Annotated in this window: 20 protein-coding genes; 10 read left to right on the plus strand and 10 right to left on the minus strand. The window is 60.0% G+C overall.

Annotated features, from left to right (window positions below):
- The first annotated feature begins 388 nt into the window (after positions 1-388).
- Both GO988_RS00065 and GO988_RS00070 read left to right on the plus strand, forming a co-directional pair.
- On the plus strand, positions 389-1,996 hold the full coding sequence (locus GO988_RS00065) for a S53 family peptidase (protein ID WP_157561504.1): 1,608 nt from the start codon (positions 389-391) through the stop codon (positions 1,994-1,996).
- Positions 1,997-2,296: 300 nt separating this feature from the next.
- On the plus strand, positions 2,297-4,456 hold the full coding sequence (locus GO988_RS00070) for a glycoside hydrolase family 97 protein (protein WP_157561505.1): 2,160 nt from the start codon (positions 2,297-2,299) through the stop codon (positions 4,454-4,456).
- Between the two features lie 124 nt (positions 4,457-4,580).
- Here GO988_RS00070 and GO988_RS00075 read toward each other — a convergent pair whose 3' ends face one another.
- Both GO988_RS00075 and pta read right to left on the minus strand, forming a co-directional pair.
- Positions 4,581-5,792, minus strand: a complete 1,212-nt coding sequence (locus GO988_RS00075) for an acetate/propionate family kinase (protein ID WP_157561506.1) — start codon at positions 5,790-5,792, stop codon at positions 4,581-4,583.
- A gap of 110 nt (positions 5,793-5,902) precedes the next feature.
- Entirely contained in the window at positions 5,903-7,993 is a 2,091-nt protein-coding gene (gene pta / locus GO988_RS00080; protein ID WP_157561507.1) for a phosphate acetyltransferase, read from the minus strand.
- 315 nt (positions 7,994-8,308) lie between these two features.
- Here pta and GO988_RS00085 point away from each other — a divergent pair, with 315 nt between their 5' ends.
- Positions 8,309-9,415, plus strand: coding sequence for a Gfo/Idh/MocA family protein (locus GO988_RS00085; protein WP_157561508.1), 1,107 nt, complete (start codon positions 8,309-8,311; stop codon positions 9,413-9,415).
- Between the two features lie 10 nt (positions 9,416-9,425).
- Here GO988_RS00085 and GO988_RS00090 read toward each other — a convergent pair whose 3' ends face one another.
- Positions 9,426-10,409 (minus strand): Gfo/Idh/MocA family protein, encoded by a 984-nt coding sequence (locus GO988_RS00090; RefSeq protein WP_157561509.1) that lies wholly within the window; start codon positions 10,407-10,409, stop codon positions 9,426-9,428.
- Positions 10,410-10,727: 318 nt separating this feature from the next.
- Here GO988_RS00090 and GO988_RS00095 point away from each other — a divergent pair, with 318 nt between their 5' ends.
- Entirely contained in the window at positions 10,728-12,074 is a 1,347-nt protein-coding gene (locus tag GO988_RS00095; protein ID WP_317164751.1) for a glycoside hydrolase family 88/105 protein, read from the plus strand.
- A 131-nt stretch (positions 12,075-12,205) separates the two neighbouring features.
- Here the strand turns inward: GO988_RS00095 and GO988_RS00100 are convergent, their stop codons facing one another.
- Complete coding sequence (locus tag GO988_RS00100) at positions 12,206-13,216, minus strand: zinc-dependent alcohol dehydrogenase family protein (protein ID WP_157561511.1); 1,011 nt, start codon at positions 13,214-13,216, stop codon at positions 12,206-12,208.
- A 232-nt stretch (positions 13,217-13,448) separates the two neighbouring features.
- Here GO988_RS00100 and GO988_RS00105 point away from each other — a divergent pair, with 232 nt between their 5' ends.
- Together GO988_RS00105 and GO988_RS00110 are read left to right on the plus strand one after the other, a co-directional pair.
- Entirely contained in the window at positions 13,449-14,057 is a 609-nt protein-coding gene (locus tag GO988_RS00105) for a TetR/AcrR family transcriptional regulator (RefSeq protein ID WP_157561512.1), read from the plus strand.
- Between the two features lie 454 nt (positions 14,058-14,511).
- Entirely contained in the window at positions 14,512-15,150 is a 639-nt protein-coding gene (locus GO988_RS00110; protein ID WP_157561513.1) for a sigma-70 family RNA polymerase sigma factor, read from the plus strand.
- A gap of 155 nt (positions 15,151-15,305) precedes the next feature.
- Here the strand turns inward: GO988_RS00110 and pruA are convergent, their stop codons facing one another.
- From pruA to GO988_RS00130, 4 genes are all read right to left on the minus strand, one after another.
- The gene (gene pruA / locus GO988_RS00115; protein ID WP_157561514.1) at positions 15,306-16,973 is read right to left on the minus strand and encodes an L-glutamate gamma-semialdehyde dehydrogenase; all 1,668 of its coding nucleotides are present in this window, start codon (positions 16,971-16,973) and stop codon (positions 15,306-15,308) included.
- Between the two features lie 65 nt (positions 16,974-17,038).
- Positions 17,039-17,737 (minus strand): YjjG family noncanonical pyrimidine nucleotidase, encoded by a 699-nt coding sequence (locus GO988_RS00120; protein WP_157561515.1) that lies wholly within the window; start codon positions 17,735-17,737, stop codon positions 17,039-17,041.
- Positions 17,738-17,761: 24 nt separating this feature from the next.
- Positions 17,762-18,079, minus strand: coding sequence for a (2Fe-2S) ferredoxin domain-containing protein (locus tag GO988_RS00125; RefSeq protein WP_157561516.1), 318 nt, complete (start codon positions 18,077-18,079; stop codon positions 17,762-17,764).
- Between the two features lie 13 nt (positions 18,080-18,092).
- A complete protein-coding gene (locus GO988_RS00130) occupies positions 18,093-18,491 on the minus strand; it encodes an ArsR/SmtB family transcription factor (protein ID WP_157561517.1) in 399 nt (132 codons plus the stop codon).
- A gap of 144 nt (positions 18,492-18,635) precedes the next feature.
- On the opposite strand from GO988_RS00130, the gene GO988_RS00135 reads away from it, so the two are divergent.
- Together GO988_RS00135 and GO988_RS00140 are read left to right on the plus strand one after the other, a co-directional pair.
- Positions 18,636-19,277 (plus strand): carboxypeptidase-like regulatory domain-containing protein, encoded by a 642-nt coding sequence (locus GO988_RS00135; protein WP_198172435.1) that lies wholly within the window; start codon positions 18,636-18,638, stop codon positions 19,275-19,277.
- Between the two features lie 86 nt (positions 19,278-19,363).
- Positions 19,364-20,746, plus strand: coding sequence for an NAD(P)/FAD-dependent oxidoreductase (locus tag GO988_RS00140; RefSeq protein ID WP_157561519.1), 1,383 nt, complete (start codon positions 19,364-19,366; stop codon positions 20,744-20,746).
- Positions 20,747-20,817: 71 nt separating this feature from the next.
- On the opposite strand, the gene GO988_RS00145 is transcribed toward GO988_RS00140, so the two are convergent.
- Positions 20,818-22,242, minus strand: coding sequence for an NADH-quinone oxidoreductase subunit N (locus GO988_RS00145; protein ID WP_157561520.1), 1,425 nt, complete (start codon positions 22,240-22,242; stop codon positions 20,818-20,820).
- A gap of 162 nt (positions 22,243-22,404) precedes the next feature.
- Positions 22,405-23,874: a complex I subunit 4 family protein gene (locus tag GO988_RS00150; protein ID WP_157561521.1), complete on the minus strand. Its 1,470-nt coding sequence runs from the start codon at positions 23,872-23,874 to the stop codon at positions 22,405-22,407.
- 190 nt (positions 23,875-24,064) lie between these two features.
- Here GO988_RS00150 and mnmH point away from each other — a divergent pair, with 190 nt between their 5' ends.
- Entirely contained in the window at positions 24,065-25,111 is a 1,047-nt protein-coding gene (mnmH, locus tag GO988_RS00155; RefSeq protein WP_157561522.1) for a tRNA 2-selenouridine(34) synthase MnmH, read from the plus strand.
- Complete coding sequence (locus tag GO988_RS00160) at positions 25,108-25,497, plus strand: VOC family protein (RefSeq protein ID WP_157561523.1); 390 nt, start codon at positions 25,108-25,110, stop codon at positions 25,495-25,497. Before mnmH ends, GO988_RS00160 begins: the two co-directional genes overlap by 4 nt.
- The last annotated feature ends 2 nt before the right edge of the window (positions 25,498-25,499 follow it).

Below are 25,499 nucleotides of genomic sequence, written 5' to 3' on the forward strand. Positions count from 1 at the left end.
CGTGCTGCTAGTGCTACGCATTGTTGTACAGTAATTTTTCTAACTACTAGGCCCATACGCCTTCCTTCAGGGTACCACTAAGGTAGAGGTAGCCGCAAGCCTACTACATCAGTGTTAGCACTGATTTTCAAGTATTCAGCGCTCCGGCGCAGCCACGTGCAGCGGCGCTAGCCCCACGCGCCCCGGCCAACTACTGCCAGACACGCTACTTAACTGGCTGCTACTGCTGCGCTAGGTGGCTGCGGCGGCAACTGCGCCTGGGCCACCGCGGGCCTCTGAGGGCGCATCTAGCCCAGTAGTTTGCCCGTAAAACCAAGTACTTAACTGGCTGCGAATACGTTGAGTAGTACCAGCGCCTAACCCGATTACTAAATCTGTCAACTGATTTATGAATCCTCCTGCTTCCCGTATTGAATTGCCGGGCTCGGCCCGCACCGCCCTACCCCACGCCCAGGCCGGTACCCCTACCCCTCCCCAAGAGCGCCTGCAAGTGACGGTGCGCCTGCGCGCCGGCGCCGACTTGAGCGAAGCCGCCACCGGGGGGCAGCTAGCAGACTGCCCGCCCCAGGACCGCACCTACCTCAGCCGCGAGGAGCTTGAGCAGCAATTTGCCGCCAGCCCGGCCGATATAAACCAGGTAGTGCACTTTGCCCAGGCACATGGCTTGGCCGTGGTGCACGCCAGCGCCGCCGAGCGCAGCGTGCAGCTAGCGGGCACCGCCGCCGCTTTTGCCGGGGCATTTGGCACGTCATTGCGCGAATACCACACGCCCGAGGGTACTTACCGGGGGCGGGTAGGGGCCCTGTCGGTGCCGGCCGAGCTGGGTAGTATTGTGGAAGGGGTGTTTGGGCTTGATAACCGGCCACAGGCGAAGCCGCACTTTCAGCGCCTACCGCAGCCGGGCATTGCCCACCCGCACGCAGTCAATCAGTCGTATACCCCGCTCCAGCTGGCTCGGCTCTACGACTTTCCGGCTGGGCCCACCGGGGCAAAGCAATGCATTGGCATTGTGGAGCTTGGCGGCGGCTTCCGGCCCGCCGACCTGGCGGCCTACTTCAAACGGCTGGGCTTAGTGGGCGTGCCCACGGTGCAAGTAGTGCGCATCGACGGGGCCACCAACCACCCCACCACGGCCGACAGCGCCGACGGCGAAGTACTGCTTGATATTGAAGTGGCCGCTGCGGTGGCCCCGCAAGCGCAGGTAGTGGTGTACTTCGCGCCCAATACGTCGCAAGGGTTTCTCAATGCCATTACGGCCGCGCTGCACGACAAAGTGCACCGGCCCACGGTGCTTTCCATCAGCTGGGGCTCGGCCGAATCGAGTTGGACTACCCAGGCCCTTGACCAATTCAACCAAGCCTTTCAAACGGCGGCCTTGCTGGGCATAACGGTGTGCGTAGCCGCCGGCGACAACGGCTCGGGCGATGGCGTGCGCGACGGCCAGCCGCACGTCGATTTTCCGGCCTCTAGCCCTTTTGTGCTTGCCTGCGGCGGCACCAACCTGGTGGGCCAGGGCACTACCATCAGCCGCGAGGTCGTCTGGAATGCGGGGCCAGACAGCGCTACGGGTGGGGGTGTGAGCGCCCATTTTGCCGCCCCAACCTACCAAGCCGACCTGGCGCTGCGCCCGGGTGGGCCGCCGCTTGCGGGCAGGGGCGTGCCCGATGTGGCGGGCGATGCCGACCCGGCCACCGGCTACCAAGTGCGCATCGACGGGGTCGATACGGTGATTGGGGGCACCAGCGCCGTGGCCCCGCTGTGGGCCGGCCTGTTGGCGCTATTCAACCAGCAGCTCCCTAAGCCAGTGGGCTTTCTAAACCCCTTGCTCTACGGCTCGCTGCGGGGCCAGGGCGTGCGGGACGTTACCAGTGGTTCCAACGGGGCCTTCACGGCCCGCGTGGGCTGGGACGCCTGCACCGGGTGGGGCAGCCCCGCCGGCGCGGCCCTCTTGCGGGCCCTGCGGGGCTTGAGCAGCCAGCCCACGCCCCGCGTTTAAACTAGGGGGTAGGGGCGCGTCGGCAATGGGCAGGGGGGTAGGGCCTGCGGATGAGCCACGCATATGACACCGCGGCACGGGGTACCAAACCACAGGGGTTGGTTAGAAGCGAAAAAGTAGCCAACTAGGTCGAGGTCGAACGGAAGCCAAGGCCCTGCGCAGTGGCCTGCTGAACTGGGCTGAGCGAACTTGCCGAACTTTTCGGCTAGTCCTTAGCTAATGCCCGGTGCCCGTGGGCTGGTTGAGGACTAAGCCAGGGTGCTCCTGCTGTTCAGTTCTACCACGTTCATTTTTTCGTTGATGAAGTTGTTTGCCTACCCCCTCTCTACCCGCTGGCGACCCGCCAACCTGGCCCTCACGGTTTTTTGCCTGTGCCTGCTCGGTTTCCACGCCCGCGCCGAAGAAATCAAATCGCCTAACTCGCAGCTCACGCTCACCTTCAATTTGCAAGCGGGTGGCGTGCCCACCTACAGCCTCACGTACAAGGGCCGCCCCGTTATCAAGCCCAGCAAACTGGGCCTGGACTTGAAGCAGGGGGAGGGCTTAACCAGCGGCTTTGCCGTGGCCAATATTAAAAAAACGGCCTTCGACCAAAGCTGGCAGCCGGTATGGGGCGAGGTAAAAACCATTCGCAACCACTACAACGAGCTGACTGTGACGCTTACGCAGGCGGCCACCAAGCGCACCATGCTGCTGCACTTTCGGGTGTTCGACGACGGGTTGGGCTTTCGCTACGACTTTCCGAAGCAGCCTGAACTGGCTTATTTTGTGGTGAAGGAGGAGCGCACGCAGTTTGCGCTGGCCGGCGACCACAAGGCCTTTTGGCTGCCTGGCGACTACGACACCCAGGAATACAGCACTACCACCTCGAAGCTGTCGGAGGTGCGCGGCCTGATGAAAACGGCCGTGACGCCTAATGCCTCACAAACCACGTTTTCGCCCACCGGCCTGCAAACCCCGCTCATGCTCAAGAGCCAGGATGGCCTGTACATCAACCTGCACGAGGCGGCCCTGATTGATTATTCGACCATGTCGTTGGAGCTGGACGACAAGAACATGGTGCTCGAATCGCACCTTACCCCCGATGCGCAGGGCAACAAAGGCTACTTGCAAACGCCCTGCCTCTCGCCCTGGCGCACGGTTATCGTGAGCGACCGGGCCGGCGACATCTTGGAGTCGAAGCTGGTGCTGAACTTGAACGAGCCCACCAAATACCCCGATGTATCGTGGATTAAGCCCACGAAGTACGTGGGCGTGTGGTGGGAGATGATTACCGGCAAAAGCACGTGGTCGTACACCGACGGCGGCAATATCAAGCTGGATTCTACCGATTATTCCAAGCTGAAACCCAACGGCACGCACGGCGCCAACACCGCCCACGTGAAGGAATACATCGACTTCGCCGCCCAGCACCACCTCGACGCTGTGCTGGTAGAGGGCTGGAATACCGGCTGGGAAGACTGGTTTGGCCAAAGCAAGGACTACGTGTTTGACTTCGTGACGCCCTACCCCGACTTCAACGTGCAGGAGCTGCACCGCTACGCAGCCAGTAAAAACGTCAAAATCATCATGCACCACGAAACCAGCGGCTCGGTGCGCAACTACGAGCGGCATATGGACGCGGCCTATAAATTCATGGCCGACAACGGCTATAGCGCCGTGAAAAGCGGCTACGTGGGCGACATCTTGCCGCGCGGCGAGCACCACTACGGCCAGTGGCTGAACAACCACTACCTCTACGCCATCACGGAGGCGGCCAAGTACAAAATCATGGTCAATGGCCACGAGGCCGTGCGCCCCACCGGCCTGGCGCGCACCTACCCCAACCTCATTGGCAATGAGGCCGCCCGCGGCACCGAGTACGAGGCCTTCGGGGGTAACAACGTGGACCACACCACTATTCTGCCTTTCACCCGCCTCATTGGTGGGCCGATGGATTACACGCCGGGCATTTTCCAAACGAAAATCAGCGCCTACAACCCCAAGAATACGTCGTTTGTGCACAGCACCCTGGCCCGCCAGCTGGCCCTGTACGTGACGATGTACTCGCCGCTGCAAATGGCCGCCGACCTGCCCGAAACCTACAATAAATTTCTCGACGCCTTCCAGTTTATTGAAGACGTGGCCGTGGATTGGGACGACTCGCACGTGCTCGAAGCCGAGCCCGGCGACTACATCACCATTGCCCGCAAGGCCAAGGGCAAGAGCAGTTGGTTTGTGGGCAGCACTTGCGACGAGCAGGGCCGCACCTCCACCATCAACCTGAGCTTCCTCGACCCCGGCAAAAAGTACGTGGCCACCATCTACGCCGACGGCAAGGATGCCCACTACGAAAAGAACCCGCAAGCCTACGCCATTCGCAAAGTCACGGTCACCAACAAGACCAAGCTCACGCAGTACTGCGCGCCGGGCGGCGGCTACGCCATCAGCCTGGTGCCCGGCAGCGCGCCTGCGCGCTAGGCTTGGCACATAGCCTGTGCGCTATAGCTTTATTATAAACGAGGGGGTAGGGAAAACAAAAAAGGACGTCATGCTGAGCTTGTCGAAGCATGACGTCCTTTTTTGTTTGCTGAGCTAAGGCTGGCTAAGCAGGCAGCAAAGCAGCACACTGCCGCGCTATTTCAAGCTCCTCATTAGTCGGAATAACCAAGATTTTTACTCGCGCCTCGGGGGTGTTCAGCTCCCGTAGGCCGGGTAGGCGCTGCTGGTTTTTGCTTTCATCCAGCGCGAGGCCAAAAAACTCCATGTGTTGGCACACCCGCGTGCGCACCAGCGCATCATTTTCGCCCACCCCGGCCGTGAACACGATGGCATCCAGGCCGTTGAGCACGGCGGCGTAGGCCCCGATATACTGCCGAATGCGGTACGCGTACAGGTCGTAGGCCAGGGCGGCGCGCGCATCGCCAGCTGCTAGGGCGGCGCTAATGTCGCGCATGTCGTTGGCGCCGGTGAGGCCGAGCATTCCACTCTCCTTATTGAGCAGCGTATTAACCTGCTCCACGCTGTAGCCGAGCGGCCCCAGCAGGTGCAGCAGCACCGAGGGGTCGAGGTCGCCGGAGCGGGTGCCCATCACCAGGCCCGCCAAAGGACTGAATCCCATGCTGGTATCCAGGGACTGGCCGCCGCGCACAGCCGCCATGCTGCACCCATTGCCGAGGTGAATCGTGATGAGGCGCGCCTCGGGCTGCCCGAGGTAAGCGGCGGCCTGCGCGGCCACGTACTGGTGGCTGGTGCCATGAAAACCATACTTGCGGATGCGCTGCTCGGTGTAGAGGGGGGTAGGCAGGGCGTAGCGAAACGCGTATTCGGGCAGCGTTTGGTGAAAAGCCGTGTCGAACACCGCCACCTGCTGGGCCAGCGGAAACACGCGCTCGGCCACTTCAATACCCAAGTAGTTGGCGGGGTTGTGCAGCGGCGCCAAGCTGAAAAGCCGCCGGATTTCGGCTTTCACCGCGGGCGTAATAAGGGTAGCCGCCGCAAAGGTTTCGCCACCGTGCACCACCCGGTGCCCCACCAGCGCAATGTCGGCGGGGTCCTGGATGACGCCGCTGGGCGCGGCAGTAAGCAGGCGCACTACCTCAAGCAGTCCGGCTTCGTGGTCGGGTAGGGGTAGGGTAAGCTGGGTTTCGACCGGGGGGGTAGCCGGGCTCTGTGCGTCAAAAACTTTGTGCGTAATCGTGGCCTGCGCCGAACCCACCCGCTCGACTAAGCCGCTGCACACCGGCTGCTCGGCCGGCCAGTGAAACAGCTGGTACTTAATAGAGCTGCTGCCCGAGTTAATAACGAAGATGTTCAACTTCTGTGAGTTATGAGTTAAAAAGTAGAAGCCGTTTGAGTTAATTTAGAACGCCATGCTGAACAAAGAGAAGCATGGCGTTCTAAAGCAGTTTTTTCGCTAACTCATAATTAAACTTGGCTCTGAATAGCCGTGATAACCACCGTATTAAACACGTCGTCCACGGTGCAGCCGCGGCTTAGGTCGTTTACGGGTTTGTTGAGGCCTTGCAGCACCGGGCCGATGGCCAGGGCGCCGGTTTCGCGCTGCACGGCCTTGTAGGTGTTGTTGCCAGTATTCAGGTCGGGGAAGATGAGCACGCTGGCCTGGCCGGCTACTTCGGAGCCGGGGAGCTTCTGGCGGCCCACCAGCGGGTCTACGGCCGCATCGTACTGAATGGGGCCATCGACTTTCAAGTCGGGCCGACGCTGGCGCACGAGGGCAGTGGCCTGGCGCACTTTCTCCACGTCGGCGCCCGCCCCCGACGTGCCCGACGAATACGAGAGCATGGCCACCCGCGGCGCAATGCCAAAAGCCTGGCTGCTATCGGCCGACGAAATGGCGATTTCAGCCAGCTGCTCGGCCGTGGGGTTGGGGTTCACGGCGCAGTCGCCGAACACGGCCACGCGGTCGGGCAGGCACATAAAAAACACCGACGATACCACCGATACGCCCGGCTTGGTTTTGATGAATTGTAAAGCCGGCCGGATGGTGTGCTGCGTGGTGTGCACCGCCCCCGACACCATGCCGTCGGCATCGCCCTGGTACACCATCATCGAACCGAAGTACGACACATCGCGCAGCAGGTCGCGGGCCATATCCTGGTTCACGCCTTTGTCTTTGCGCAGTTGGTAAAACGTCTCGACGTAGCCCGCGTACAGGGCCGAGTTCACCGGGTCGATGATGCGGAGGTGGTCGGCCGGCATGTCCAACCCCAGGCGCTTGATGGACGCGGCCACGGCGGCCGGGTCGCCCAGAATAGTCAGGTCCACTACTTCTTGGTGCAGCAGCTGGGCGGCGGCGCGCAAAATGCGGTCGTCGTTGCCCTCGGGCAGCACAATGTGGCGGCGCTGGCGCTTGGCCCATTGCAGCAGCCGGTACTGAAACATGTGGGGGGTAAGGCCTTCGGACTGGAAGCTGACCAGCTTTTCCTCCAGGGCCTGCACATCCACGTAGCGCCCAAACGTGCTGATGGCCAGCTGAATCTTCTTCGGGTTGTCGGGCGTGAGGTGCGAGCGAATGGCCCCTACCCGGGTCGTGGTTTCGAAGGTGCCGGTGGGCACCGCCAAGATGGGCACCACGCTGGGCAGTCCTTCGAGCAGCCGCCGCACCGGCTCGTCGGGCTCGGAGCCGGCCGACAGCACGATGCCCGCCACCCGCGGGTAGCTGGCCGATAAGTTGGCCTGCAACGCGCACACAATGATGTCGCCCCGGTCGCCGGGCGTCACAATCAGCACATTGTCCTTTAGGTAATTAAGGAAATTGGGTACCTGCATGGCCCCAATCACGTAGTTATCCACCTGGTTGCCCAGCCCTGCTTCGCCAAACAGCAGCTTGCCGCCCAGCGCCGCCTGGATTTCGCGCATGGTGGGGTGCAGCAGGTTGGGGTCGTCGGGGATGACGGCCAGCAGCACCTCGGCTGGCAACTGGTGGCGCAGCAACGCCTGCACATCGTCGGCCTGCTCGGGGGCTACGCGGTTGGCCACTACTAGTAGCACGGGCACCTCGCGGGTTTCGAAGCTGCGCCGCGTCGTGAGCACCGCGCTTACTACCTGCGCCACGCTTTTGCCGTGCCCCGACACGACCAAGATGACGGGGACACCCAGGTTTTTGGCAATCGAAACGTTGGCATCAAACTCGAAGGCCGTGCCCGCGCCTACGAAGTCGCTGCCCTCCACCACCGTGAAATCGCAGGTATCTTCCCAGTGTTTGAACTTGCGAATGACCGTGTCAATCAGCTCACCTTGCGCGCCGGTTTCGAGCAGGCGTAGGGCTTCGGGCCGGGTGTAGGCGTAGGTGTTGGCCAGCGGCAGCGGCAACTTAAAATAGCTGCTAATGGTAGCCAAATGCGGGTCGGGCCCCTGCGCCGGGTCGTAGTCGATGAGCGGCTTGAAGTAGCCTACCTGGCGGGTTTGGCCCAGCAGCATGTTCACCAGCCCAAGCGTAACCAGCGATTTACCGCTGTAGGGCTCGGCCGTAGCAATGAAAACAGCTTTCGTCATGGCTTGCTAACGTAGCGGCCGCCGCATCCGTTGGCTTAGCGTTGTGCCTGCTTCCGCAGCGGGCCGCTTCCGCTTGTGAAGGGTGGGGGAGGGGGTAGGGTTTACCTTGGTTGATAAAGTAGTTTATGTGGTCGCTCTCCATGTCCTACCTCCCCCCGGCCCCTCTTCTTGGGAGAGGGAAGCCTGACGATTTCACAACTGCGCCGCCGTGGCTCTCCCCAAGGAGAGGGGAGGTCGGTCGCCAGCACAAGTCGAAATGCATAAGGCAGGAAGCGGCGAGTATCTTGCTGCCTCACCCGCCCTACCCCCCGCCCGATGCCTAAGCCCTTTGCTATCCTTTTCGCGCTGCTTCTGCTGGCTTTGGCGGGCCGGCTAGCGGCTCAACCTAACCCGCCCACTACCCCTCTGCGCGTGGGGGTGGCTGGCCTCACGCACACGCACGTGCACGGGCTGCTGGGGCGCGCCAAGCGCGGCGACATCGTTATTGTGGGCATTGCCGAGCCCAACCGTGCTCTGGCCGAGCGCTTTACGAAGGAGCACGGCCTGCCCATGAGCCTCGTGTACCCGTCGCTGGCCGAAATGATTGCCAAGACGAAGCCGCAGGCCGTCACGGCGTTTGGCAGCATCTACGAGCACTTGGCCGTGGTGCAGGCCTGCGCCCCCAAGGGCATCCACGTGATGGTAGAAAAGCCGCTCGCCGTGAGCCTCGACCACGCCCGCCAGATGGCGGCCCTGGCCCAACAGTACCACATTCGGCTGCTCACCAACTACGAAACCACCTGGTACGGCTCCAACCTGCGCGCTTACCAACTGGTGCAAGATAAAACCCTCGGCGACGTTCGCAAGATGGTGGCCCACGACGGCCACCAGGGGCCCAAGGAAATCGGGGTGAACCAAGAGTTTCTAAGCTGGCTCACCGACCCGGTGCAGAACGGCGGCGGGGCGCTGCCCGACTTTGGCTGCTACGGCGCCGACCTCATGACGTGGCTTATGCACGGCGAGCGCCCGCTTTCGGTGACCGCCAGCGCCCTGCACATCAAGCCCGATGTGTACCCAAAGGTGGAAGACGACGTGACCATTCTGCTCACCTATCCCAAGGCCCAGGGCATCATCGAGGCTTCTTGGAACTGGCCCTACGCCCGCAAAGACCTGGAAGTATATGGCCAAACCGGCTCCGTAATCGCCCTCGACCGCGACCACGTGCGGCTGCGCCGCACCGAAAAAGAAGTTGCCCAAGACCTAACCGTACCCGCGCCCCCCGCGCCTTACGACGACCCTTTTGCCTACCTGGCGGCCGTGGTACAAGGCACCACGACCGAAGACGTGCTGTCGTCGCTGGCCACGAATATGCTGGTAGTCGAGATTCTGGACGCCGCTCGGCAGTCGGCCAAAGAAGGAAAAACAATCTACCTGCCGCGCTAGTAGGCCGCGCTTATTCGCCGGGGTAGCGCAGGCCTATTTGCTGGCGCACGGCGTCGAGCTGCTGCATCAGTTGCAGGCTAAAGGCTAGGGGTAGCAGCGGGCTTTCCGTCAGGCCTTGCGCCAGGCATTCTTGCACGTGGGCCGCTTCGTAGTGGTAGCCGTGGCCCTGCGTGGGGGAGGGAAATACCTGCGGCGATTCCTCACCGGCCAGCTGCACCTGCACACCTGTAGGCGCGTGAAAGCGCCCGAGTAGTTGCAGCTGCCCCTTGGTGCCGTAGAGCACGCACCGGTTATCGGTTTGGGCGGCGATGGTAGAAAATAGGCTAGCTGTGGCCCCGCCGGGGTAAGCCAGCGCCAGGGCACAATTAAGGTCTACCCCCGTCGGCGCGGGCGTCGATACCGCGCCCACCGCCGACGGCATCCCCAGAAAAAGCTGGCTGATAAAAAGCGGGTATACCCCGATATCCAGCAGCGAGCCCCCGGCCAGGGCGGGGTTGAATAAACGCCCTTCGGGCTGATAGGGGGTAGCAAATCCGAAGTCAGCTACCAGGTGCTTTACCTCGCCAATGTGGCCGGCCTGCACCAAGCGCAGCGCCTGGGCAATGGCCGGAAAAAAGCGCGTCCAGAAGGCTTCCATTAAGAATACGCGCCCTTCCTGAGCCACCCGAATCATTTCCTCGGCCTGCGTGGCGTTCTGGGCAAAGGCTTTTTCGCACAGCACGGGTAGGCCCGCCCGCAGGCACAGCAGCGCGTGCGCATAGTGCTCCGAATGCGGCGTGGCAATGTATACCGCGTCGATATCGGGCACGGCCAGCAGGTCGGCGTAGCTGCCCACGGCGTGGGGCACGGCAAATTCAGCCGCAAAATCCTGCGCCTTGGCCAAACTGCGCGAAGCCACGGCGTGCAAGCGAGCCTGCGGCACCAGGGCCAGGTCCTGCGCAAATTTGCGGGCGATGTTGCCCAGGCCCAGAATGGCCCAATTGTAGGTGCGCATGGCAGGAGAAGGTAGGGGTAGGGAATGGGGCCCGCAAGGTAGGTGCGGCGGGCGTAACGCAACATCCGCGGGTGGCCGGGGCAACTGGTTTGGGTGGCCTCCGGGCGAGGAGGGGGGTAGGGAAGCATACGAAAAAACACAGGCTGCTCAGCAGGCTGCGCCGGATGTAGTTTTTATGAAAATAGCCAGCTTAGGCTTGCTATTTCCGGAGAGTACAGGTGAGTAGGTGCACAGGATAGCGGTACGTTAGCAGCCAGTTAGCGAAAGCTTTACTGACCACCGCCCTGAGAATTCCCACCTTTTTCTAACTCTACCCTGGTGAAAAAGCTGCTGCCGCTAGCGCTCCTGCTACTGCCCGCCACTGCCTTGCGCGCCCAAACCACTCCGCCCAAGGCCAACGACACTACTACGCCGCTGCACCTACTCAAGCCCGACTACCCCGTGCCCTACGGCCAGGCCAAGGCCGAGGATGTGCAGCAGGTGCTCGACCGGGTGTATAACTACCTAAATGCGGCCACGCCAGCCGAACTGGTTGATAAAAAGACCAATGCGGCCATCACCGACCGCCGGAAATTCAACCCCGAGGCCATCATCAAGCCCGGCGATTTTCGGCTGACTAGCTACGAGTGGGGCGTCACGTACGCCGGCATGCTGCGGGCCAGCGAAGTCACCGGCGACCCCAAATACGCCGCCTACACGTTTAGCCGCACGAAATTTCTGGCTGAACTGGTGCCGTACTTCCGTGCGTACCAAACCGCGCACCCTGAGGCGAATACGCCCGTGCGCTCGGTGCTCCAGCCCCACGCGCTCGACGATGCAGGAGCCATTTGCGCGGCCCTGATTAAGGCCCAACGTGCTGGCGCGCCCGCCGACCTGCGGCCGATGATAACCAACTTCATGGACTTCATCATGACCAAGGAGTACCGCTTGCCCGACGGTACCCTGGCCCGCAACCGCCCGCAGCCCAATACCCTGTGGCTCGACGACTTATACATGAGCGTGCCGGCCCTGGCCCAGATGGGCAAGCTCACCGGCGAGCGCCGCTACTACGACGAGGCCGTGAAGCAGGTCACGCAGTTCGTGCCCCGCATGTTTGACGAGGGTAAGGGCCTTTACCGCCACGGCTGGGTGCAGGACATGGCCGAGCACCCCGAGTTTCACTGGGCCCGGGCCAACGGTTGGGCCATCCTCACCAAGGTAGAATTGCTCGATGTGCTGCCCGCCGACCACCCCGGCCGCCCGGCCGTGCTGAAACTGCTGCGCGCCCACGCCCGCGGCCTGGCCGACCGGCAGGCCGGTAGCGGTTTCTGGCACCAGTTGCTCGACCGGCCCGACTCCTACCTCGAAACTTCGGCCACTGCCATTTACTGCTACGCCATCGCCCACGCCATTAACCAAGGCTGGCTCGATGCCAAAGTGTACGGCCCCATGACCCTGCTGGCCTGGAACGCCGTGAGCACCAAGGTAAACGCTCAGGGGCAGGTCGAAGGCGTCTGCGTGGGCACCGGCATGGGGTTCGACCCCGCTTTCTACTACTATCGCCCCGTGAACGTGTACGCTGCCCACGGCTACGGCCCGGTGCTGCTGGCGGGGGCTGAAATCATGCAACTGCTTAAGCAGCATCCTTACAACATCAACGATAGCTCGGTGCAGCTGCTGAAATGAATTTCTTTTAGCCCACGGCCTACCCGCAGCCTAAGTCCTTACATGGGTACTAAGGGGGTAGGCAGGTGAAAAAAGCGCCTACCCCCCCAAGCTAGCGGCCAAGCGCTGCCGTTTAAGCCCGCGACAAAAACTTACCCTACCTGCACCACAATCTTGCCGAAGTGCGCGCCGCTGCCCATGTGCTGAAGCGCATCCTTGGCTTGGTCAAAGCCAAAGGTTTCGCCAATAACCGGCTTGAGCTGGTTGCGGTCGAATGCCTGAAACAGGTCGGCCAGCATCTGGGCGCTGCCCACGTAAATACCTTGCAGGCGCTGGGTAGCCAGCGGCAACATGCGCAAGTTGGGCGCCTCATCGCTCGGCGAAACGGCTCCAATCTGAAACACGGTACCGCCCGGTTTCAGGGCGCGTAGCGAGCGGGCCAGCTGGCCCGCTACTTCCACCACAAAGTCTACCCCCTCGCCGCCGGTCAGCTCCTTGGCTTTGGCTTCCCAGTCGGGGGTAGTCTTGTAATTGATGAGGTGGTCGGCGCCTAGTTCTTTAGCGCGGGCCAGTTTTTCATCCGAGCCGGAAGTGATAATAACCTGAGCCCCAAAGAGCTTGGCGATTTGTAGGCCGAAGATGGACACGCCGCCCGTGCCTTGCAGCAGCACCGTATGGGTAGGGCGCAACTGGCCCTGCTCGACCAGTGCGTGCCACGCCGTGACGCCCGCACACGGAAACGCCGCCGCTTCCTCAAAGGAAAAAGAAGCGGGCACTTTCACCACAGACGCGGCCGGAAAAGTCACGTATTCGGCCAGTACGCCGTCGGTACTCCCACCCAAGGAGCGGAAAACCTTCGCCGCGGTGAAAGGGCCGTCGTGCCAGTCGGGGAAAAAATTGACGGCTACCCGGTCGCCTACCTGCACCGTCGTTACGCCCTCGCCTACTTCGGTAACCACGCCGGCAGCGTCGCTGAATGGAACCATGGGCAACACCTCACCGGGGTAGCCAAACCAGCCGTTGGCCAGGGCCCAATCGCGAAAATTAAGCGAGGTAGCCTTCACCTGAATCTTCACTTCGTGGGCGCGCACTGCGGGCTCGGGGCTCTCGGTCAGCTTGAAGTTGTCGAGGCTTTTGGGTTCGTGGAGTTTATAGGCTTTCATGAATTTGAAAATACAATAAATTGATTAATAGCAAGTAGCGAGACATAAGCTGAAAATGGCTTCTCGCTCGGCGCCTGTAGCAGCCGCGTGCCTTTCCTAACCCAACTGCTGGCGTTAAGTTGGAAAACCAGAACATTTCGACCACAAGTGCGTTTTGGTCGAAATTTCACTTATTTTTGGTGCCCCTGCTGCTTCCCGCCCCCACCCGCCTGTTCAGCCCACCACTATCCGCATGGAAACGCTTGCCCCGCTTACGTCCAAAGAAGACCAGATTCGCGAGAGTATCATCTTGGCCGCTCAGCAGCTATTTCAGCAGTATGGCCTGCATAAAGTGACCATGGAAGACATTGCCCGCGCCATGGGCAAGGGCAAAAGCTCCCTCTACTACTATTATAAAAGCAAGGAGGAGATTTTCGAAGCCATGCTCGACCGCGAAATCGACCATGTGCTGGCCAAGGTAGCCGAGGCAGTAGCCCAAGCCACTACTGCCGAGGAAAAGCTCTACACTTTCTGCCTCACTCGGTTTGAGGAATTAGGTCGTAAGGCGGCGCTGCACAGCATTTTAGTGGGCGAAGTAATGCGCGATATGGAGTTTGTGCATCACATTCGGCGGCAATGCCGGCTGCGCGAAGGCGAACTGCTCAAGCAGATACTAACCATGAATAGCATCGCGGCCGGCCGGCCTGGCCTCAGCATAGCTGACCTCGACGCCGTGGTATTTGTGGTGCTTGGGGGGCTGCACGGCCTCGACCAGGAGATGATTTTCAATGGCCACTCCACCTTGCTAGAGCCGGCTATTCGCATCCTGAGTCGGGCACTGCTAGCTGGGCTGGCCGCCTAGAGCCCAAGGCCACGGAAAGTTAAATGTTTCATGAACGAGCCAAAAGGCTCGTTTTTTTGATAACATTTTCGACCGTAAACCGTTTTTGGTCCATTAGACTAAAGTATAGGCTTGCTATTATTTACCCGTTGCCAAGCCTATTTCAAGAGGCTACGGCCGCTTTTCCCAAACCCGTTTACGCTGCTGGTGGCAGCATTATTGATACGAGCCAGCCAAAACCCAGCACGCCACTGGTAAGCCTCAACTCCTGCGCTGTCCCTCACCACTTCCCTAACCTATTTAATACCCTTGCCAAATAGTGGCCGCTGGCCAAGCGTCTAACTGTTTTAAACCGATATAAGCTTATGGTTGCCAGCTTGATTACCTAAATCTGGCTGCCTTCATCTTTTCCCCAGCCAGCGCCAGCGTCCTTTGCTGCTCCACTGACTACTAGTTAATTATTAACTTCTTAGTTATGTCTTTTGCCGCGCCTACCCCTTCAGCTAGCGTCGACCTGGCTCCCAAGTCGTTTTCTGCCAAAGCCCTCCGCGATTTTGCCTTAATTCAGCGTATCCTCGACCATCACGATGAAAAGGCCTACGCTGAACTGATGGCGCACTATCAAAAATCCGTTTACCAGTTGGTAATCAAGATGGTTCGGCAGTCCGACGTAGCCGAGGACCTAGCGCTCGAAGTCTTCGTTCGGGCCTTTCGTTCGCTGCATACTTTTCGGCCGGAATTTGCTTTCAGCACGTGGCTGTTTCGGGTGGCTACCAACTTGTGCATCGGGCACTTGCAGCGGCAGCGCCTCCCCACGGTATCGCTGAGCGCAACGCGGTTTGAGGGCGAAGAGACCTCCTTCGATTTGCCTGACCCAACGCCTACCCCGCAAGAAGCGCTCATCCAGCTCCAACGCATCGAGCAAATGCACTTAGCCGTGGGTAAGCTTCCCGCTAAGTATCAGCAGCTCATGCAACTACATTATTTTGAGGAGCTGAGCTACGAGGAAATTGCCGAGCGCCAGCACCTGCCTCTGGGCACCGTAAAAGGCCAGCTGCACCGCGGCCGCGACCTGCTGCACCAATTACTGGCCCCTGCCCAGCGCAGCCTTTAACCGGCTGGCGGTGCCGCCGAAGCAAAAGCTGGGGGTAGGGCGCTTTCGCCGTGCCACGTAGCGTAGCCGCCAGCGAGTCAGCCGGCAGGCCTTAAAATCAAAAAGAGCCAGCGCCGCACTTCGGAGCTGGCTCTTTTTATACAGACCTATGCAGCTTAAAAACCGCCTTTGTCGAGGTTCAAGTCCTCCTTGGGTTCGGCGCCCATGAAGGGGTAGGGGTAGTCAGTCGGCGGGTTGAACGTCTCCTTGATGGCGCGCGGCGATACCCAACGTTGGAGGTTAAGTAGCGAGCCGGCTTTGTCGTTGGTACCCGAGGCACGAGCGCCGCCGAAGGGCTGCTGGCCCACCACAGCGCCGGTGGGCTTATCATTGATGTAAAAGTTGCCGGCCGCGTTCACCAAGCGCTTAGTAGCCAAGTCGATGGCGTAGCGGTCTTGCGAGAAGATGGCGCCCGTTAGCGCGTAGGGCGAGGTCGTATCGACCAGCTCCAAGGTGGCTTCAAAATCGGTAGCTTCGTACACGTACACCGTCACGACGGGGCCAAACAGCTCGTCGCACATAGTGGTGTATTTCGGGTTTTTCGTCACGATGACAGTGGGCGCCACGAAGTAGCCCTTCGACTTATCGTAGGTGCCGCCGGCCACGATTTCGGCGTCGGCATCTTGGTGCGCGCCGTCGATGTACTTGGCGAGTTTGTCGAAGCTGGCCTCGGTGATAACGGCGTTGACGAAGTTGGTAAAATCCTCCACGTCGCCCATCTTAACGGACGCCAAATCCTGCTTCACGTAGTCGAGCACTTCGGTAGCAATAGTCGAGGGCAAGTACACGCGCGACGCCGCCGAGCACTTTTGGCCTTGGTACTCAAATGCCCCGCGGGTAATGGCGGTAGCTACCGCTTTGGCGTGGGCCGAAGGGTGCGCCAAGATAAAATCCTTACCCCCCGTTTCGCCCACAATGCGGGGGTAGGATTTGTACTTAGGAATGTTCTGGCCAATCGTTTGCCAGATGGTTTGGAAAACCTTGGTCGAGCCCGTGAAGTGGATGCCCGCAAAGTGCGGGTGGTTAAAAATGACGTCGCCTGCCACCGGGCCATCCACGTAAATGAGGTTGATAACGCCGGCCGGCACGCCAGCTTCTTGAAACAACTCCATCAGCACCTGGGCCGAATAAATTTGAGGATAGGCTGGTTTCCAGACTACTACGTTGCCCATGAGGGCGGCCGAAGTGGGCAGGTTGCCCGCAATAGACGTGAAGTTGAAGGGTGTGAGCGCAAACACGAAGCCTTCGAGCGGCCGGTGCTCTAGGCGGTTCCACATGCCCGGCGACGACTCGGGCTGCTGCTGGTAGATTTCCTGCATGAAATGCACGTTAAAACGCAGAAAATCAATAAATTCGCAGGCCGCATCAATCTCCGCCTGAAAGGCGTTTTTGCTCTGGCCGAGCATAGTGGCCGCATTTAGGCGGGCGCGGTAAGGACCGGCCAACAGGTCGGCTGCTTTCAGGAAAATGGCGGCGCGCTCCTGCCACGGCAGCTCGGCCCAAGCGGTGCGGGCGGCCAGCGCCGCGTCGATGGCCTGGGTTACGTGGCTGGCATCACCCTCGTGAAACTGGCCCAGCACCCGCTGGTGGTCGTGGGGCGGCGTAATGGGAAGCGTGCGGCCGGTGCGCACCTCCTGGCCGCCAATGTGCATCGGAATATCGCGCTGCTGGCCATTGAGTTCGGCCAGCGCTTGCTGCAATTCAGCGCGCTCCTTCGAGCCGGGCGCGTAGCCCTTTACGGGCTCATTGAGGGGGGTAGGGACGCGGAAAAAAGCGTTGGACATAGGGCCGGGGCGGGGGTTAAGAAGCTCAGGGATGAACTGAGGGGTAGGGAAGTACGGGTACTAGGTTACAGAAAACTACGCAGCTCATCCAAACTGCTGATTTCATGGGTAATTTGGGCGAAATGACGCCGCTTATCGGGGTTAAAATACACTTGGTCGATGCCGGCATTGTAGGCGCCAAGCACGTCGCATTCGAGGTTATCGCCAATCATGAGGCTCTCAGCGGCGGTGGCGCCGGCCTTGGCCAGGGCGTGGGCAAACATGCGCGGGTCGGGCTTGAGGCAGCCGCTGGCCTCGGACGTAATGACTTCTTGGAAATAATCCGTTAGCTTAGACGAGGCCAGCTTAATGTGCTGCACATCCTCGAAGCCATTGGTAATCAAGTGCAAGACGTAGCCCTTGTTGGCCAGGTAGCGCAGCACCTCGTGGGTGTGCGGAAACACGGCCGACTTAAGCGGCAGAATCGCCGTGAACTGTGCCGAAATATCGGCTGGTATTTCCTCCTCCGGCACGCCCAGCTTGGTGAGCGTGCGCACAAACCGTAAGCTGCGCAGCTGCTGCTGGCTGATTTTATTGCTCTGGTAGAGCCGCCACAGCGCGTGGTTCACCTCGTTGTAGCGGGTAGTGAAATCGTGCAGCGTGAAGGTGCCGTAGCGCGCCAGCTGGTAGTCGTCGAAGAGCTGGTGCAGCGTTTCGGTGGCATTCGTCTCGAAGTCCCAGAGCGTATGGTCGAGGTCGAAGAATAGGTGGCGGTAGGCCTTCATAGGTGCTTGGGCAAGCCCAAAAAATTAAGCTTCGTTCTCCAGAAAGTGGCCGGAAGGCACTGGGCCGCCCGCCAGATAGTGCACGATGCCGGCGACGTCTTTGGGCTGCACTTTGCCATACACGTCGCCCTCGGGGTACACGATGAGCGCCGCGCCCGGCCCTTTCTTGCAGTGCTTGCAGAGGTCGAGGCAGTTGCAGGTCTGAATGCGGGTGTGGACTTTTTCGCCGTCGAGAAGCAGGTTTTTAACGCCTTGTGCCTTCAATTCCTTCTTGAGCGCTTTGGCCACGTCGTCGCCGACGCCGGACTTTTGGTTGGTACAAACAAATATTCTGCGCTGCATAAAAAAGGCTGGGTTAATTGGCGGGGGTAGGGGGGAGCCAGCGGCGATTCTGGATTTTGTACGCCGCCAACTCGCGGTTCGACCACAGCGTTTGGTAAATCTGCTGGTCGCGCACGAGCTGCGGGTCGCGCTCCATGAGCGTTAATAACTGCTGAAGGAACTCGGCAGTTTCTTCCTTGAGGAAGTAGAACATCCAGTTATCGAGGCGGCGCACGCCTACGAGGCCCGCATTCTTAAGATAGGCGAGCTGGCGCGACGTTTTGGTCTGGGTAAAATCGAGCACTTGCTCGAGGTCGCCCACCACCATCTCGTGGTTGCGCCACAGCAAATGCAGCATCCGAACGCGGCTTTCGTCGCCGAGCGCTTTAAAAAGTTGTTGCCCAAATGCAACCGGGAAATGTTTTAAACGCATCTGCCGTTGAGTAAGACTGCCCTGAGCCCAGCCGGTTGCCCAAAAGTACGACCGGCCGCGCAGGCCGGCTCGTATATTTGTAGTAACCGAAGCACGTTAAAAACCAGTCCCGTGAATAGTCGCCGTTTTATATCTATGTTGAGTATGCTCGTGCTAATCGGGCTGCTGGCGGCGCCGCGCGCCTGGGCGCAGGGCAAGCGCAAGGTGGTGCAGTTCACGGGTATTGTGGCGAGCGGCGACAGCCTGCTTGGCGTGCCGGGGGCGTCGATATACGTGCCCAAGGCGGGTAGGGGCACCACGTCCAACGCCTACGGCTACTTCTCGATGGCGGTGCTGGCCGGCGACAGCATCGTGTTTCGGTCGTTGGGCTACCGCAACCAAACTATCGTAGTACCGGCTGATTATCAACGGCAAAGCTTTTCGGTTATCATTTCGCTGCTCGAAGATGCCGCCGTGCTGCCCGAAGTGCGAATTTTCCCTTACGCCACCGAAAAAGAATTTAAACGCGCCTTCCTGGCCTTGCGCATGCCCACCGAAAAAGGCTCGGCCGCGGCCGACAACTTGAACCAAGAGCTGATGCGTAAAATCTTTAACTCGCAGCCCATGGGCGCCACGGCCAACTACCGCCAAACGATGTCGCAGCAGCAATACGACCTCGACCGGCGCATGGGGACTGCCCCCAACCTGCACAGCAACAACCCCTTGCTGAACCCGTTTAGCTGGCTCCAACTCGTGAAACAGGTGAAAGACGGCGAGTTCAAGAAGAAAGAAGGTGTTGATTATTAGCCTGAACAGGGCCGAATTTTATAACCTAAGGTGAGTTTTTTAGGTAAAGTAAAGGTGGCAGTTAATTGCCACCTTTTGCTTTTTCTATGGATACGAATCTTCCGGTTTCGGCTCATCCCCGCGTGGTGATTGTGGGGTGTGGCTTTGGCGGGCTTAAGCTGGCGCAGGAGCTGGCCGATGCACCCGTGCAGGTGGTGATGGTAGACCGCAACAACTACCACAATTTTCAGCCCCTGCTTTACCAAGTAGCTACCGGCGCACTGGAGGCCGATAGCATTGCCTACCCCGTGCGTAAGATTTTTGCGGGCCAAAAGAATTTTTTCTTCCGCATGGCTGATGTGAAGGGGGTAGCCAAAGCCACTAATACGCTGGAAACCAGCATTGGCGACATTCGCTACGACTATTTAGTGCTGGCTACGGGCTCGCTCACCAACTTCTTCGGCATCGAGAGCATCGAAAAGAATGCGATGCAGATAAAGAGCATTCCGAACGCGCTGAATTTGCGCAGCTTCATTTTTCAGAATTTCGAGCAGGCCTTGCTGACCACGGACCCCGAGGAAAAGCAGGCGTTGCTGAATATTGTGGTGGTGGGCGGCGGGCCCACCGGCGTCGAAATCAGTGGGTCGTTGGCCGAGATGCGCAAGCACGTGCTGCCCAACGACTACCCCGAAATGGACCTGACCCAGATGCAAATCTTTCTGGTAGAAGCCGGCCCGGCCCTGCTGGGGCCTATGTCGAAGGCCTCGCAGGAAGATGCCAAGCGCTACCTGGATGAACTGGGGGTAGAGGTGCGGCTCAATACCGCCATGAAAAAATACGAAAATGGCCGGGCTTACTACTCCGATACCGAGTTTATTCCGACCGAGAATATGGTGTGGGCCGCCGGCGTAAACGGCTCGGCGCTACCGGGGTTACCCGAGGCAGCCATCACCCGCAACAAGCGCATTACGGTGAATTTGTGGAACCAGGTGCAGGGCGAAACCAACATCTTTGCCATTGGCGACGTGGCGAATATGGTGACGGAAGAAATGCCCCGTGGCCTACCCATGCTAGCGCCGGTGGCGCAGCAGCAGGCCGCGCATTTGGCTGCCAACCTCCAGCGCATTCTCCGTGGTGAAACGCCCAAGGACTTTAAGTACCTCGACAAGGGCGTGATGGCCATTGTGAGCCGCAACAAAGCCGTGGTAGATTTACCCAAAGGTGTGCATTTCAAGGGCTTCCTGGGATGGCTTTCGTGGCTCTTTATCCACTTGATACTGCTGGTGGGCTTCCGCAACAAGATGGTGGCGCTGGTCGACTGGGCCTTTAGCTACTTCAGTTCGGGGCAAGCGCTGCGGCTGATTATCCGGCCTTTCAACAAGCGGGATGTGAAAGATGACAAAGGAAAAAAAGCTGCCGAACAAGCCGCTGCAACCCCCGAATACAACCCTACCCCCTCCGCGGTGCAGCAGCCCGCTTCGGCGGGGTAGGGGATAGTACCTGCACAAAAAAAGCCACCGCAATGGGTGGCTTTTTTAGGCATAATAGCGTGTAAGCTAAGCTACAGCAAGCCGCTGAGAAAGCCGGGCAAAATACCCAGCACTAGGGTCAGGAGAGCCAGCAGCACCAGCGTAGCCGACTGAAAGCCATCGACCACAATCGGAGCTTCCGCGCCCGGCTCGGCGGGGCGCATGTACATTGCAATGACGGGGCGCAGGTAGTAATAAATACCCACCATGCTCATCAGCACCGCAAAAACGACCAGGCCGATGTGGCCCTGGCCAGCTACCGCCGTGAAAATAAAGAACTTGCCGAAGAAGCCGCCGGTGAGTGGAATGCCACCCAACGAGAGCATGGCGACGGTGAGCACAAAAGCAAGCAGCGGATTGGTGCGCGCAAGCCCTCCGAGGCCCACGTAATCTTCGCGCTGGCGCTGGTCCGACACGAGCTTGAGCACGCCAAAAGCGGCTACTGTGGCTATCGAGTAAGCCAAGCTATAGAAGAAAATACCTTGGGCGGCCGGGCCGCTTAGTTGGCCGTGGCCAGCCACGAGGCCCAGCAGCAAGTAGCCCGCGTGGCTAACGCTGGAGTAAGCCAGCATGCGCTTGGCGCTGGTTTGAACGGTGGCACCCACGTTGCCAAGCAACAGCGTGAGGACGCACATGGCCTGGATGGTGGGCAGCCACACGGGGCTAGCGGCGGGTAGGGCCACCACTAGCAGCTTAAGGAAAGCGGCAAAACCAGCCGTTTTCACCACCGTGCTCATGAAGGCGGTGAAGAAAGTGGGGGTGCCTTCGTACACGTCGGGCGTCCAGAAATGGAAGGGCGCGGCCGATACTTTGAATCCAATGCCAATCACCATCATCAACACGCCCACATAAAGCATGGGCAGCAGCGTCTGGTTGGTGGGGGTAGCCACAGCGGTAGCCAACTCCGCTACCTGGAAGGTGCCCGTGGCGCCGTAGAGTAGCGCAATACCGAAGAGCAGTATGCCCGTGGCGAAAGCACCTTGCAGGAAATACTTAAGAGCGGCTTCGTTGGAACGCACGTTGCGCTTATCGGAGCCGGCCAGGCAGTACATGCTGATACTCAGAATTTCGATGCCCACAAAGAGCATGATGAGGTGGTTGTAGCTCACCATCATGATGGCGCCGACCAGCGAAAACAGCAGCAGCGAGTAGTACTCGGCCAGATTGGGCTCGCCAGCTACCACATAAGAGCGCGAGAAGGGCAGCAGCACCAGTGCCGTGAGCAATACAATGCCGCTAAAGGCCACCGAGAAGTTGTCGACCGTCAGCATCTGGCTGATGTAGGGCGACTCTAGGAAGCCGGGCAGCGAGCCCGCGTGGTTCCAGTCGAGGAGATTGACGCCGAAAATGAGGGCCAGCACCACCAGTACCAACGGCAACAGCACCCGGTTGGAGCGCAAGAAGCCTAGGAACAGGTTGAGGATGCCGAAGACGGAGAGGAGAACAATGGGGAGCATACTATACTTCGAAGAAGAACGTCGCGCTGAAAATGAACGTCATGCTGAACGCAGTGAAGCATCTCTACCGCTTCATTGGAATGTGAGCCGGATGGCGTAGGAGAGATGCTGCGGCAGGCTCAGCATGACATTCTAGTCTGCTCAGCATGACAACACATTAAATTACCGGCCGACTAAGGTAAGAATGCTGCTGATAGCCGGCTCCGACAAGTGCAGGAACGTGCCGGGGAATAAACCCAGCCAAAATACCAGCACGATGAGCGGCGCAAACATGGCCAGCTCGGCCCCGCTGAGGTCGGTGATGGTATCCGAAAATGCCGAATCAGGCCCGAGCATCGCGCGCTGGTACATGCGCAGCAAGTACACCGCCGAGAAAATAATGGTGAGGCCCGCTAAGGCACCCGCCCACATATTGAACTGATACACACCCGCTAGCAGCAAGAACTCGCCCACGAAGCCGCCGGTGAGGGGTAGGGCCACGGTGCTCAGCAGCATTACCAGGAAGCACACGCTGAGCAGCGGCGTGCGGCGGGTGAGGCCGCCAAGGTCGGGTAGGGAGCGCGAGCCGGTGCGGCGCTCAATGGCGTCGGCCACCAGAAACATACCTACTACGTTGACGCCGTGGGCTAGCATTTGCACCACCGCGCCTTGCAGGCCAATGGCTTGCAGCGAGAACACGCCGGCAATCATCAGCCCCACGTGCGAGAGCGACGAGTAGGCAATGAGGCGCTTCATATCGCGCTGGCGGATAGCGATAACCGCCCCGTAAATGATGCCGATAATGGCCAGCACCATCACCAACTGCTGCCACTGGCTTACGCCGAGCGGCACCACTGGCAGTAGCCAGCGCAAGCAGCCATAAATGCCCATCTTAAGCATAATGCCCGAGAGGAGCATGGTGGCGGGGGTAGGCGATTCAGTATAAGTATCGGGCTGCCAGGTGTGGAAGGGGAAAATGGGCATCTTCACGGCGAAGGCGGCGAAGATGAGCCAAAACAGCCACGACTGCTCCGAAGCGCTGAGCTTCAGGTTGTAAAAGGCCTGAATATCGGATGAGTGCGCGGCCAGCGAACCTGCCGCCGGGCCCGTTTGCAAGTACAGATACACGAAACCGGCCAGCATAAACAGCGAGCCAATAATGGTGTATAAGAAGAACTTAAACGTGATTTGGATGCGGCGGTCGGAGCGGCTCCAGGCGCCAGCCAGGAAATAAATCGGAATCAGCGCCACTTCCCAGAAGAAGTAAAACACGAAGGCATCCAGAGCCGTGAACACGCCCAGCAGCCCGGTTTGCATGAATAACACTAGGGCGTAGAACGCGCCGGGGTTCTCATATTCCTCGTGCCGGAAGGCGGTGAGCAGAATAATTGGCACCAGGAAGGTGGTGAGCAACACCAGGCACAAACTCAGGCCATCGATGCCCAAATGAAAGGTGATGCCAGCCGAGGGTATCCAGTTTAGGTCGACTCCGGCGATACTCCCGGTCCGAACAAAGGTGAAGGCCGCCAACGCAGCCGCTACCAACTCGATTAAGGATGCCCCTAGGGCCAGGATGCGGGCCGCGCTGCCCTTGGCAAAGTGCAGAAGGAGGGCGGCGGCAAGCGGGAAAAAGACGAGGAAAGCTGTCAGCATTGGCAAAAGCGCGGGGCGCACGACCGGAAGCCCGGTGCGCAGAGCCGCGAATTAGCTGCAAACTTACGGCAAGGCGCGCAAGCCCGCGCCACCTTGCGAGCCGAAGTAGGGGTAAGGCCCAAACTTTCGGGTCTTAAGCCGGTACTTTCGTGTTGCCAGGCACCGCATTAGTCGGTTGCTGCTGCTCGCCATGCCCCGCCACCCAATTACCGATTTCCTAAACACCGCCGCCGGCCCCATCCTCGATGTGCGTGCGCCCGCCGAGTACGCGCAGGGCCACATTCCGGGCGCGCGCAGCCTACCGCTGTTCACCGACGAGGAGCGCGCGCGCATCGGCACTACCTATAAGCAAGTAAACCCCGACAAGGCCGTGCTGCTGGGCCTCGATTTTTTCGGCCCCAAATTGCGCACTCTGGTCGAAGAAGCTAAAAAACTCGCTCCTGGCCAGGAAGTGCGCCTGCACTGCTGGCGCGGCGGCATGCGCAGCGGCGCCGTGCTCTGGCTACTAGAACTGGCCGGCTTCCACGTCAACCTGCTCGACAAAGGCTACAAAGACTACCGCCACTGGACCTTGGCCGAGCTAGCGCGCCCGCACCAATTGCGCGTGCTGGGTGGCTACACTGGCAGCGGTAAAACGGCCGTGCTCCACGCGCTGGCCGCGCGGGGCGAGCCCGTGCTCGACCTCGAAAAGCTGGCCAACCACCAGGGCTCTTCTTTTGGCGCGCTCGGCCAGCCGCCGCAGCCCACGCAGGAGCAATTTGAAAATGACTTGGCCTTCGCGCTGGCGAAGCTGCCGACCGATAAGCCAATATGGGTGGAGGATGAGAGCCGCAGCATCGGCAGCCTGGCCATCCCTACTCCCTTCTTCGCCCAAATGCAGGCTGCGCCGCTGCTGGTGCTCGACGTGCCCCGCGAAGCCCGCGTGCAGTACCTGGCCGCCGACTACGGCCGCCACGATGCTGGCGCGCTGGCCTCGGCCGTGCTGCGCCTGCGCAAGCGCCTCGGCGGCCTCGTAACCAAGGAAGCCCTCGGTGCCATCGCCGAAGACAACATGCCCCGCATGGTAGAGCTGGTGCTGGCTTATTATGATAAAACTTACGGCTACGGCCTAGCCGGCCGGCCCGCTACTACCGTAGCCGCTACCAGCACCGATGCGGCGGCGAACGCGGCGCTGGCGTTGAAAGCAGTAAGCGAATTGGCCGCTTCTGCGGAGGCTAATGGCCTCATTACGACATGATTCCGAAACTACGAGTAGCCCGGCCCACCAATGACTTGCTAGCCCTGCGCCGCTTCTACGTGGAGGGGGTAGGGCTGCGTGAGTTATACGCCTTCACCAACCACGATGGGTTTGATGGCTTACTTGTGGGGCACCCGCAGGCGCCGTATCATTTGGAGTTTACGCGCCAAGCGGGCCAAGTAGTAGCACCCGCTCCCACGGCTGAGCATCTATTGGTTTTTTACTTTCCTGAGTTTCCTGCCTGGGAAGCAGCGGTAGCTCAGTTGCGAGCCCACGGTTATTCGCCAGTGCCGGCCCATAACCCGTATTGGGACCGCCAGGGCTTGACATTTGAAGACCCGGATGGCTACCGGGTGGTGCTGCAACAAGCCGCCTGGAATTTGTAACA

The organism is Hymenobacter ginkgonis, from assembly GCF_009755225.1.
Lineage (GTDB): Bacteria > Bacteroidota > Bacteroidia > Cytophagales > Hymenobacteraceae > Hymenobacter > Hymenobacter ginkgonis.